The 12,274-nt window shown below is 56.2% G+C and carries 9 protein-coding genes; 6 read left to right on the forward strand and 3 right to left on the reverse strand.

All coding sequences use genetic code 11. From position 1 onward, the window contains the following. The first annotated feature begins 114 nt into the window (after positions 1-114). Entirely contained in the window at positions 115-621 is a 507-nt protein-coding gene (locus tag VEV40_RS18820) for a hypothetical protein (protein WP_324834567.1), read from the forward strand. On the opposite strand, the gene VEV40_RS18825 is transcribed toward VEV40_RS18820, so the two are convergent. Further along, entirely contained in the window at positions 610-3,309 is a 2,700-nt protein-coding gene (locus VEV40_RS18825) for a VacB/RNase II family 3'-5' exoribonuclease (protein ID WP_324834568.1), read from the reverse strand. The two genes, VEV40_RS18820 and VEV40_RS18825, sit on opposite strands and share 12 nt — an antisense overlap. 268 nt (positions 3,310-3,577) lie before the next feature. On the opposite strand from VEV40_RS18825, the gene VEV40_RS18830 reads away from it, so the two are divergent. The 4 genes from VEV40_RS18830 (at position 3,578) to VEV40_RS18845 (ending at position 6,596) form a co-directional block, all read left to right on the forward strand. Further along, positions 3,578-4,105, forward strand: coding sequence for a polymer-forming cytoskeletal protein (locus VEV40_RS18830; RefSeq protein WP_324834569.1), 528 nt, complete (start codon positions 3,578-3,580; stop codon positions 4,103-4,105). 74 nt (positions 4,106-4,179) lie between these two features. After that, entirely contained in the window at positions 4,180-5,094 is a 915-nt protein-coding gene (locus VEV40_RS18835; protein WP_324834570.1) for a LysR family transcriptional regulator, read from the forward strand. A 69-nt stretch (positions 5,095-5,163) separates the two neighbouring features. Next, positions 5,164-6,084 (forward strand): YeiH family protein, encoded by a 921-nt coding sequence (locus VEV40_RS18840; protein WP_324834571.1) that lies wholly within the window; start codon positions 5,164-5,166, stop codon positions 6,082-6,084. Between the two features lie 11 nt (positions 6,085-6,095). Further along, positions 6,096-6,596, forward strand: a complete 501-nt coding sequence (locus tag VEV40_RS18845) for an opioid growth factor receptor-related protein (RefSeq protein ID WP_324834572.1) — start codon at positions 6,096-6,098, stop codon at positions 6,594-6,596. Here VEV40_RS18845 and VEV40_RS18850 read toward each other — a convergent pair whose 3' ends face one another. Beyond that, entirely contained in the window at positions 6,597-7,106 is a 510-nt protein-coding gene (locus tag VEV40_RS18850; RefSeq protein WP_324834573.1) for an SgcJ/EcaC family oxidoreductase, read from the reverse strand. 974 nt (positions 7,107-8,080) lie between these two features. After that, positions 8,081-8,623, reverse strand: coding sequence for a hypothetical protein (locus tag VEV40_RS18855; protein ID WP_324834574.1), 543 nt, complete (start codon positions 8,621-8,623; stop codon positions 8,081-8,083). Positions 8,624-9,166: 543 nt separating this feature from the next. Here VEV40_RS18855 and VEV40_RS18860 point away from each other — a divergent pair. Further along, positions 9,167-12,034: a protein kinase domain-containing protein gene (locus VEV40_RS18860; protein WP_324834575.1), complete on the forward strand. Its 2,868-nt coding sequence runs from the start codon at positions 9,167-9,169 to the stop codon at positions 12,032-12,034. The last annotated feature ends 240 nt before the right edge of the window (positions 12,035-12,274 follow it).

A 12,274-nucleotide genomic window follows, 5' to 3' on the forward strand; every position in this document is an offset into this window, starting at 1 on the left:
TGTACGCAGCAGGTCAGCTTTATAGCACATCCCGCGAAATTTGGGACACGGGCACCCGCCAACTATCATTCGCTTTCGGCGTCAAAGCACTGAGAACTTATCGAAGGAACCTCAATGACCAATAGGCTTATCAGCATACTAGCTACGATAGTTTTCATCCTGCCTTGCACAGCTCAAACAGTTCCACCCCTTCAGGCAAAAGCGCTTGATGGGTCCGAAGTAAATCTCTCGAATGCAAGTGCGGGTAAGCCCCTTCTGCTTATGATTGGTTTCTCGCATAAGAGTAGCGACGACTTTGAAGGTTGGAACAAACAAGCGCTCGCTCCTTATTGGTCTGACTCCCAGCTTGCATACTACGAATTGGTAGAGCTGCAGGGCCTGCCATCCTTCGTAAAGCCGATGGTATTACACGGCATGAAACGGGAGATTCACGGAACTGAGATGTCACACTTTGTTCCCTTCTATACGGGAGAGGACGATTGGAAGAAGATTGTCAGCTACTCTTCATCTGCGAATACGTATCTCTTGTTGGCAAATTCATCTGGGCATGTTGTGTGGCGGGCTCAAGGAACTGTGGATGCTGAAAAAATTGCCGGCTTAAAAGCGGCGTTACTGAAATAAAATCTTAAGGTCAATAAATCGATAAGAACCCACATCTCTTCGAGATGTGGCACCCTCGTTTTTAGCGGCGTTTCTTCCTGCCTGCGAAACGTTTTGGTTTGCGGTTTTGCTGTTGCATGCTGCGTTTGGTTTTTGCTTTTTAGGTTTGGCAGCTTTTTGTGGGAGTTTCTTTGGCGTTTTTTCGCTCGTCCCATCTTCCAGGATGGAGAACTGCAAACGGCGCTCGACAGCATCTACGCGGTCTAAAACGACGCGGACGCGCTGTCCAAAGGTGAATTTGCGGCCCCAGCGCTCGCCGATGATCTGGCGCGTGTTTTCGCGGTAGGTGTAGTAGTCGCCGTCGAACTGACCGAGGGTCTGGATGGGGACCAGACCTTCGACGAAAAGATCGTCGAGTTCGACGAAGAGGCCGTATTTGGTGGCGCTCAGGATCATGGCGCTGAAATCTTCGCCGACGCGGTCGGCCATGAATTTGGCCTTCTTCCATTCGACCAGTTCGCGCTCGGCTTCGGCGGCGCGGCGTTCGTTCTCGCTTGATTCCTGGGCGATGGCGGCAAGTTCGGCTTCGCTCAGGTCAGAAAGGGCTTCCCTCGGCGGCTGAAGCCGCGTGGATTGCGGGTGGTTTATGGCACGACTGAAGTCGTGCCCCTCCAAAGATTGCTCAGCGTGAATGGCAGGGCTGAAGCCGTGCCCCTTCAAAGATTCGGCTGAGGCCGTTTGCTTAGTCGGTGGACTATGAGGTTCGCCGGGCAGTAATTTACCTTCGCCGCTGACGCCTGCAGCGAGCAATGACTTGGCGATGCGATGCACGATAAGGTCGGGATAGCGGCGGATGGGCGACGTGAAATGCGTGTAGCAAGGAGCGGCGAGCGCGAAATGGCCTTCGTTCACTTCGCTGTAGCGGGCCTGCTTGAGGGAGCGCAGCATCAGGTAGGAGAGGATGCGTTCCTCGGGCTTGCCAGCGATTTTCGCGGTCAATTTCTGATACATGCGCGGGGTTACAGGAATGTCTTCCGGGACTTCATGCTGGCGTGGGTTACGGCCTCCGTGGCGGCGCTGCTCGCGGCGGTCTGATTTCATCTCAAACTTGCGGACTGGCAAATTTCCAATGCCGAGCGAGTAGCCGAAGGTTGCGGCCGTCTCTTCGAACTCGACGACGCGCCGCGGTTCGGGTTTCTCGTGGATACGGTAGATGGAATCGACACCGAGATTTTCAATCCATGAGGCGACGCATTCATTCGCGGCCAGCATGAATTCTTCGATAAGACGGTGGGCCCAGTTGCGCTCGGAGCGTGTGACGCTCTTCATTGCGCCAAACTCATCGAATTCGATGATTGGCTCGGGCAGATCGAAATCGATGGAGCCGCGGCGCTCGCGCTTCTTGTTCAGAATCTGCGCCAGTTGATGCATACGCTCGAATTCCGGGACCAGCTCTGAAAACTCGCTGCGGACGGCCTCGTCGCCTTCGAGAATGGCATGTACCTGCGTGTAGGTCATGCGGCGCGCGGAGCGGATGACGCCTTCGGTGACTTCGTAACTGAGGACATTGCCATGCGCGTCAATCTGCATCAGGCACGAAAGCACGAGCCGGTCTTCATCCGGGCGAAGGCTGCAGATGTTGGTTGAAAGCTCTTGCGGGAGCATGGGGATGGCGCGGTCGGGGAAATAGACGGAGTTGCCGCGCAGGCGGGCTTCCAGGTCGAGCGCGGTTTCTGGCTGGACGTAATGGGCCACGTCAGCGATGTGGACTTGCAGCTCAAAACTGCCGTCGGGGTGCTCGCGCACGAGGACGGCGTCGTCGAAGTCGCGTGCGGTTTCGCCGTCGATGGTGACGATGGGCAAACTGCGGAAGTCACGGCGCTCGGCGATCACTTCCGGATCGAGAAATGCGGCTGTGCGGGCTCCTTCGAGAACTTTGTCCGGAAAAATATGCGGCAGATGGTGCTTGCGGATGATGATTTCGACATCGACACCGAAGTCGTCTTCGTAGCCCAGCACTTCGATGATGCGTCCGCGGGCTGTGCGCGTCGGCGTGGGCCATTCGGTGATTTCGACATCGACGACTAGCCCTTCAAGATCGTCGTAGCTGTGCCGCTTTGCTTCTTCGCCCAATACCCGGTGCGGGCTGCTGATTGCCGACTCCACTGAAGGCAGTTCCTGCCCGAAGGGAATCAGGATCGGCTGCGTCATGCGCTCGTCGAAGGGGGTTACTGTGTTTCCTTGAGCGCGTTCGTTCCGGGCGTAATGAAAAGTGCCGACCACAGTAGGATTTTTGCGTGTCAGGACGCGAGCGATGCGACCGAGACGACGTCCATCAGCGCGGGGCGGGGCCAATTCTACCAGCACCTGATCGCCCTGCATGGCCCCACTTAGTTCATTCGGGGGGATGAAAATATCGTCTTCGCCGCTTTTCGCACGGTCCGAGGGCCGCACGAAGCCGAAGCCGTCGCGGTGCAGGTCAAGACGCCCGGCAACCAGGTTTTCGCGGGTGGCTGCCGCTCGCGGAATGCTCCAGTGATCGCGGTCGAGCTTGACCAGCTCACCGCGGGCGGTCAGGCGCGCCAGATGCTCCAATAGCAGGCGGCGTTCGCGCCCGCCGCCGAGGCCGAATTCCCTCACTAGCTGCTTGTATCCGGCTCGCTGACCGGCGGAGCGTTCGATATGGCGGATCAGCTCACGGTCAGTCATAAGTGGAATTTATGGGAATGGCGTCCATCTTTGAACCATATCAAGCCACAGATTCGCAGAAAAGATTTGCAAATGGGGTGCAATTTTCAATCATCCGTGTTTAAGATGCAAACAGCAGCCTTGACTGCGCGGATTCGAGGCGCGAGAAGCGTCGAACGGGGTCAGGCACAGCGTTTGACGCTTCGGCAGGACAAGCCAGAGCGGGCGAGGGATTCCCGCAGTTCCTGGTGAACGTGATATTGAGTAGAAGAAAGGAAATACCATACAGATGTGGAAACCAAACCAGCCCGGAAGCTCTTCGCCAACCCCGAGCGAGCCAGTTCGACCGGCAGCGCCAACCACCCCCAGCTATGAACCCCCACGCAGCAGCGCCCCCGCGGCCCAGCCGGCCACGGCTGACCAGGCCACGATCGGCAAGAGCCTGATCATCAAGGGCGAGGTCACGGGATCTGAGTCGCTTTATATCGACGGCAAGGTAGAAGGCTCGATCAATCTGCCCGGCAACCGCGTCACCGTTGGGCGCAATGGACAGGTCACGGCGAACATCTCGGCCCGCGAGATTGTCGTTCTGGGAAAGGTGAAAGGCAACGTGAACGCCAGTGACCGGGTCGATATCCGCAGCGAAGGATCGCTCTCGGGTGATGTGGTCGCGCAGCGCATTTCGATTGAAGACGGCGCCTTCTTCAAGGGCGGCATCGACATCCGCAAGCCCGGTAGCGAGAAGGGTTCTGACGTCAAGCCGAATTCAGTCGCGGCGGCGCAGCAGGAATCGGCGAAGGCGACTATCACTGTCTAAGGTGCCGTTTTTGCGCGTTGTTCTAAAGCCCCGGAGATTGCTCCGGGGCTTTGCGCTTGTCATCGGGATTGCCGATGGAAAATTTTAGGCTGAGAGTCTTCCGCGCCGTAGCCGAGCGGTCAAGCTTCCGCAAGGCATCGGAAGCGCTTCATCTGAGTCAGCCTGCTGTAAGCCAGCACATTCATGCGCTCGAGGAAGAGCTGGGTATTCGGCTGTTTGACCGTAGCGGCACACGGACTTCGCCTACGCCGGCGGGCAAGCTGCTGCTCAAGTACGCGGAGCGTTCAGCGCGCGTCCTTGACGAAGCGCGGGAGGCATTGGTTCGGCTTAACGGCGAGGTCAGTGGAGAACTTCGACTGGGGGCTTCGACCACGGTCGCGCAGTACATTTTGCCGCGCATGCTCGGCGCTTTTCTCAAGGACAATCCCCGGGTCACATTCTCCGTCGTGAGTGGGAATACAGAAGAGATTGTGGCGCTGCTTCTGCGCGAGTCGATTGTGCTGGGCATGATTGAAGGGCCTTCTCTAAGCAGGGAAGTCCATGTAGAAAAATTTCTAGACGACCAGATAGTACTGATCGTGCCGGCGGGTCACGAATGGGTGGGCGCAAGCAGGGTGCCCCTTCATGCGCTGACGGGGGTTCCGCTGCTTCTGCGCGAAGAGGGATCAGGCTCGCGGCGCGTGGTGGAGCAGGCGCTCAGGAAAGCCGGTTTGCGGTTAAATGAATTACAAATCCGTATGGAACTCGACTCCACGGAGGCTATTGTTTCCGGGGTTGAAGCAGGGCTTGGTTTGGGGTTTGTCTCCGGTTGGGCCATTGGAAAAGCATTTCGCCTGGGTACTGTGATTCCGATTGAGGTTGAGCACCTGGAGATCCGGCGCGAACTCACGCTCATCCGCAAGCTCGGCCCTGGGCCTGAGGGCGTTGCCGCCGCATTCGAGCGTTTTGCGCTTGCGCAGAAGGAGCATGCTCCTCGCGCACGGCGATAAGTAAAACGAATCACGCATCACAATTCACGCTTAGACGCGGCTTGCTCCCGGGTGCCAAGCTCAGGATGTATGACAAAGAACCTATTCTTTGCTGGCATCATTCTTGCTGCAAGCGGGTTGCTTTCGCCGCCGCTGGCACTTGGCGCCGGCCTTGTCTATGGATTGCTGCTGACGCACCCGTATCATCTCGACAGCAAGCGGCTGGCAAAGTTCCTGCTGCAGGCTTCAGTTGTCTGCCTTGGGTTTGGGATGAACCTTGGGGAAGTTATCCAGGTTGGGCGCTCAGGATTCCTTTACACCGCTCTAGGTATTGCGTTCGTCCTCGCTCTGGGTTGGCTGCTTGGACGCGCATTGGATGTTCAGAAGACACAGTCGTTCTTGATCGCAGCAGGCACGGCGATTTGCGGAGGCAGCGCTATTGCCGCGCTGGGGCCTGTGACTGAGGCTAATGAAGAAGAGATGGCGGTGTCCCTGGGAACAGTTTTCGTGCTTAATTCGGTCGCATTGCTGATATTTCCCGCGATCGGCGCTGCAATGCACCTGTCACAGACACAATTTGGCCTGTGGTCGGCGCTGGCCATCCACGACACCAGTTCGGTCGTGGGCGCGGCAGCTAAGTATGGTGCGGTTGCACTGGCCATTGGCACAACTGTAAAACTTGCGCGCTCTCTCTGGATCGTGCCGGTGGCGCTGGTGACGGCTGCGGTCCGGAAAAGCAAAACGCGAATTCATCTGCCCTGGTTCATTCTTTATTTCTGCATTGCCACCGTAATGAGCAGCTACATGCCGCAACTGCACGTAGCCTACAGCGAGGCATATCGCATCGGGAAACTCGGCCTTGCGGTTACGCTGTTTCTCATTGGAAGCGGAATATCGCGGCAGACGCTTAAGGAAGTCGGTGTCAGGCCCATGCTTCAGGGAATGCTGCTTTGGATCGTCGTCGCCGGATTGTCTCTGTTTGCGATTGCGAGAGGCTTGATTCATCTGTAAGCATCGCAATTATGAACAGCAGAATTCTCGATTTTTATCGCGGTGGACAGGACGACCAAGGACGCACGCTGGATGAAATTCTCAACTGGACTGATGTGGAGTTGGAGGCTGTTCACGATTTCATACAGTGGCTGTTTCCCCTGCCGGAGAGGAGTGGCGCAAATCCGTCTGCGCCGATGCTGGAGGCGGCGACTATAGATGCATTCCTCAACTCTGAGGATTTGCGGCAGCGGCTCAGACTGTCCTTCCTCCGTATGCTCAGCTTTTACGGGCTTGAGTTTCGTGACGGAGCGGTGCAGCCACGCGCGAACTTTGCCGCGCGATCTGCCAACTGGCTGAGTCCCAGCAACCACAACCATCTGCGACTGACACGGACACTGCGGTCGCTTCGTCTGCTCGGCTTGGCTGCGGAATCAACAGCGCTCTTCGCGGCCTTGGCCGAAATTTACGCGAACCATCCCGACCGCATTACACTGCGCACTTATCAATTCTGGCAAAACGCAGTCGAGTAATTACTGCTTCATCATTTGCGTTGCCGGAGGAGCAGGAGGCGGCACTTCCGAAGTAGCAATATCTGCGACCGCTTTCCATGTGCCGTCTTGTTGCTTGCGATAGGTTGTAACGTAGCTGCCATGGTCGTTCATTACCTGTTTGGTCTGGGGATCCGTCATCGTCATGGTGTAAGAGCCCTGCGTGTAGGCGAGGTCTCCTGATTTCGCCACTTCGACCCTGGAGGCATGGAACTTCAGCGACATTGCCGGATCAGAAAACAGATGCTTTCCCAGATTTCGAATTGCATCTTTGCCTGCGGTTGCCGACATGCCTGGCGCCATCAATACTGCGTCATCCGTATAGTGGGCCGTGATCTTGTCCACGTCTTTCGACGCATAGTCCTGGTTCCACTGCACTTCGTTGTCTTGGATTGCCTTTACATCGGCATCGTGCGTTTCGGGCATCTGGTTACATGCAGTCGCCATCAAGGCGATGGCGGTGGCGGCGTATAAAACGAAATATCGTTTCACTTCGTTTTCTCCTGTCTGATTTTTCCGGGGGAATCATTGCGAGGCGAAGAGCGGGCGTGAGTGCAGCCTCACTGGCGGTTCATTCTATTCCCATGGCGGATGGCACCCAATGGGTATTTGGCAGCGGTGGTCCACGAACAGGGGCCAAGTTGAAAGAATGGTAGTCTCAATAGATAAAGCCCATCTGAATCCGTTTCCGGGCCTGTAGCTCAATGGTTAGAGCAGGGGACTCATAATCTCAGACCGGCAATTTCGGCTGGGGTTGTTGCGGTTTGTAGACCCCTGTATTTTCAGTTAGCTCCGTGAATCTACGCCAAGCAGAAGCAAGCCCTTCTAAACCCGCACCCGCTACAGTATCCGCTACAGCGATAACCTGTGAGTTCTGGAGCAGGAGGAGAAGAATTGATGGCGGCGAACGCAGCCGGCACAAAGGCTAAATCACACTCTGCTGCTCAAAATGAACGATCAGATCAGCAACTTCATGGACGTTACAACAGACTCAGCAGTGCCGAGATCAAAAAATGTGGTAGGCGCGGGTGAGAGATTAAACATCTCACCCGCGCAGGTTAGTTTACCGCCATCGGACAACGAACCGAGTGTTATCCGGTGCCGAGAGGGTGCGATGATCTTACACAAGCGGCGCGACGAGATCATTTGCCTGAACGCTGCTGAGATAGCCGCGCCATTCCTGGCGTCGCCTTCGTAAGTCGCGAAACCTGTACCCGGAAAATGCCTAAAAAGGCAGCGTTACTAAAAAGGACGAGGGCGCAGCGCATTCCATTCAGGCCAGGAGATCGCTTCTCCAACAGAGGCCGGATACATTCGCGCAGACCATATTCTGCCTTTTCGCTTGCAAAACGGCGGCGGACCATACATTCCGTGTTGCCGGTCATCGGCTCTTAATAAGAAGTTTGAACAGTTCATCGTAGGCTTGGACGCTACATTGTCCTTTCGTTTATTCCATGCTCAGTACTTCATGGCAGTTCCTTATTGATCAGCAGACGCAGACCTTGCTCTGCCGTGCCATCATTGGGCATCATAAGGTTTTTGATGGGCACAAAGATGGCGGAACAGTTCGGATCGCCTAACTGTAAAGCTAGTTTCGCCAATGAAGAATAAGCCTCTGCATCGGGGATGCTCCTCGACCCAAGATCATTGAACAATTCGAGAAAAGCGCAGGCACTATGTTCGGTCCAAGCCTTCTTCTGTTCTGGCTGTGGCAATCGAGAAAGAGCATATTCATCATCGTCAACATATCGATTAGGAACGGAAGTCACTCGGATGATACAGGGGCCAGCCTTCACGACATTCAGAATGGAGTGATCGACTGAGACGAAATACTTTGGATCTTCTTTACCATCGAATTTCTTGCCCCACCCGCGTTCTCCCGCATCTCGTAGCTCCTCCTCACTGAAACGATGCCCTTTCCGCTGCATGATAACAATGGACCGGAACTCTGTAGTCTCGGACTGTGACGCTTTGCCGACCAAGCTCTTGAGCATCCTTACAAAGCTCATACGTTTATCCTCCTCGCGACTCAGATTGTTCCCCGTTCTCTGCCGCCATGTTGTGGAGAGAACGGCGTGGCAGGCCAAAGGCTAGCGCTCATTGCTTGCTGGTTTGCGTGGGCCGGTCGAATTCGAGAGCGAGTCCGTCAACGTTGCCAACTGCGAAAGCTTCCGCGGTCTTCTGCCTATCGGACCGGCGCTGGTAAAGGCTACATTTGAATCGATTCGATTATCCAAGGCCGAGATGCATTGCGGCTAAAATTGGATCGACCACATGAAATACCCCACTCAACGGCAAGCCGACAATAAGCCTACCTTAGAAGAGTTCAAAAACCTCAAGGCTAAGTGGTCCGGGAAAGAGCTGACCGAATCTCTGTCGGATTCGATCAGAGCGAATTGTTACCAAGTTTTGTGTTTCGGAGATTCCTCCAAGCCCAAACAGACCTCACTCTTGTCAAAGCGTGTCTCCTGGAATACGCTTCTCATGACTTGGAGCCAGTTTCTAGGCCCCCAAAAAACTTGTGATCTCGCCAGGAATGGACGGCTGAACGAATGCCTCTGTCCGCGAATGCTCGACTGGGTCCATACGAAATCAGGTCCACGCTCGGCGCTGGGGGCATGGGTGAGGTCTACCAGGCCTTCGATACGCGGCTCAACCGCAGCGTCGCCATCAAGGTCCTCCGCGGCGATCACGCCATCACGCCTGAGCATCGCGTCCGCTTCGAGCGAGAGGCCCGAGCCATCGCTGCCTTCAATCACCCCAACATCGTCTCCGTTTACGACTTCGGAGTGGAAGCGGACCGGCAGTACATCGTCAGTGAGCTCGTCGAGGGGTCGTCGCTGCGGTCGGTGCTCACCGGCAAGCCCGTTCCCCTTCGCAAACTCCTCGACATTGCGACGCAGGTCGCCGACGGGCTTTCCGCTGCGCATGCAGCCGGATTCGTTCACCGAGACCTGAAGCCGGAAAACATCATGCTCACCAAGGATGGCCGGGTGAAGATCGTTGACTTCGGGCTGGCACGTCAGGACCCGCAATCCGTCGGCGATTCTGGCACGACCTTGACCCTCGCGCCCGACGGCGCGGATTCCGTCAGCGGCACGAAGGCCGGCATGGTGCTTGGCACGCCGCGCTACATGAGCCCCGAGCAGGCACTGGGCAAGCCCGCCGACTACCGCTCCGACCAGTTCTCTTTCGGACTCATCCTCTACGAGCTTGCCTCCGGCAAACAGGCCTTCGCCAAAGACAGCAGCCTCGAGACCATGGCCGCCATCGTCCGCGAAGAACCGCCGCCGCTGGACGAGAAACTGCCTGCACCCCTCCGATGGATCATCGACCGCTGCCTTCAAAGGGAGACCGAACAGCGTTACGAGTCCACACGCGATCTCTACCAGGAATTACGTAACCTTCGCGATCACCTATCCGAGGCGCATTCCGGCGGAGCACTAACGACGGTCGTCGCACCCGTAAAGCGGCGGCGCTGGAAGATCCCTGTTCTCTGCGCTGCTTGCATGCTTTTCGCGGGACTGCTCGTTTACTTGCTGAAGCCCTCCGGCCAAGACTTCGAGAACTACCGCTACACGCCGTTCGCGGCAGATACCTCCCGGAGCGCGGTCTGGTCTCCGGATGGAAAAGCCGTGGCCTACGCGAGCAAGGTAAACGGAATCTATCGGGTATTTCTGCGTTATCTCAACTCGCCTGTGCCAGTCCAGCTCACTCACGAAAATCTTGACACCGTACCGTTCGGTTGGTCGAGCGATAGAGGCCATCTTATAGTCGGTGTGTCACAAAACTCCATCGGTCTTTTCCGAAATTACAAACTCTATTCAGTCCCAACCGTGGGGGGCCAGCCTGAGTTCATTATGGATGCCGGCTGCTATGCTTGCGACCTGTCCCGGGATGGCAAAGTCTTTGCCGCGCTAACAGACGCGGGTGTTGAAGTTTCCGATCCAGTCGGCTCGCCTTTGCGACCCTATAAGCCGGATCCGTTCAACGCAAGCGCAAATCATATCACCTCTGATCCTTGGCTCTCATTCTCGCCCGATGGAGAGCAGATTCTGCTCCTTCTCCCTATCGGCGGTGGGACTGATGAAGCCTGGCTGCTTCCCCATCCGTCGGAAAGCGGATCGCCGCGTCAGATATCCGTTCTCAGTAAGTTTCCATTTTTTACGCCCTATCCGAGTTCCTCGTGGATGCCGGACAACCAAAATGTGGTGATCTCGATTCAGGCTGACCGGAAGTCCGCGCTCCATCTGTGGCTGGGCAGCACCCGGTCAGGTAAGCTCTCGTCACTTACCACCGGAACAAACGACGAGCGTAGACCCTCCGTTTCTCCTGACGGCATGAGCATTCTCTACAGCCTAGTTACAGAGCGTTACGATATAACCTCGATCTCAGTCGAGGACGGTACGACAAGAACCTTCGTAACGACAGGCCACGACGAAGTCGAAGCGGCGTGGTCCCTGAACCAACCAAAGCTGACATGGGTGACCAACCGAAGCGGGCCGCAGGAAATATGGGTCCGCCTGCCCGATGGCTCCGAGCGGCCTGCTGTAACCGGGGCGGACTTTCCTGGTGTCCAATCTGCTTTCACGAACCCGTCCCTTTCTCCTGATGGCGAGCGAATTATTTATTCCGGACCGGGAACCGGAACAAATGAGCTTGGGGGCATGTGGATCTCGTCCGTGAACGGAGGACCTCCCGTCAAGCTCACCAATACCCCCAATCGATATGAGTGGGGCGGTTCATGGTCACCTGACGGGAACCAGTTCGCCTATATTCAGTCGGAGCCCATAGCTCTTATGATTGTCAAAACTAACGGCAATGCCACTCCGAGCGTACTGAAGAGTAGCATTAAGGGGCAATATTTGCCCGATTGGTCGCCGACCGGCGAATGGATCACATACCGTGACAAGGATGGCTGGTGGCTGATTTCGCCAGATGGAAAGACCTCCAAACCTCTCGGAAAGATAGAAACACCTCACCTCGCGTTTTCAAAGAATGGCAAATTGCTCTATGGAATTGAAACTGGCGACACTGAAGGAAACGTACAACGCGCCACGCTTTTCTCTCTCGACCCCGTGACCCTCAAGAAAAAGGTAATCAGGGAATTGGGAAAGGAACTCGCCCCCCGATCAGACGATGAACCCGGGATTCGATTCAGCTTCGCGCCGGATGGCAAGAGCTTTGTCTATCCCACCGCCTACTACCGCGAAGACCTCTGGATGCTGACCGGATACCGCCAGCCCGGTTGGGGCGCCGCGGGGCGCGACGATCGTTCCAAGATAGGGTCGATAGTCGCCGTTTATGGAGTTGACCGCTTCAAAGACAGCGAGTTGCACGATCGCTCCAGTTCGTGCCTGGGCGAACGGGTTCTGACCGTTCGCAATGGCTGTGTTGACGGCAATTTCGTTCCAGTCTAAGACGGCATCGGCATGTGCAGAAATGGCCAAGGTCAGACATGCGAACAGCGTGAGGACTGGTGCCTGAATGGAAGCAAGCAACAGGGTAGGAATCAAAGCCACAAGTCGGCGTGGAGAACGCGTGCTGAATGTCTTCGCGTGGTTCTTCGAAATGGATAAGGCGTCTGTCATCGTAGATCTCCTCCAGGGGGACTTCCGTTGCCGAATGGTTCGCTACGGTTCGGCCTGAAGTCGTGTGCG

This window comes from Alloacidobacterium sp., assembly GCF_035631355.1.
Lineage (GTDB): Bacteria > Acidobacteriota > Terriglobia > Terriglobales > Acidobacteriaceae > Alloacidobacterium.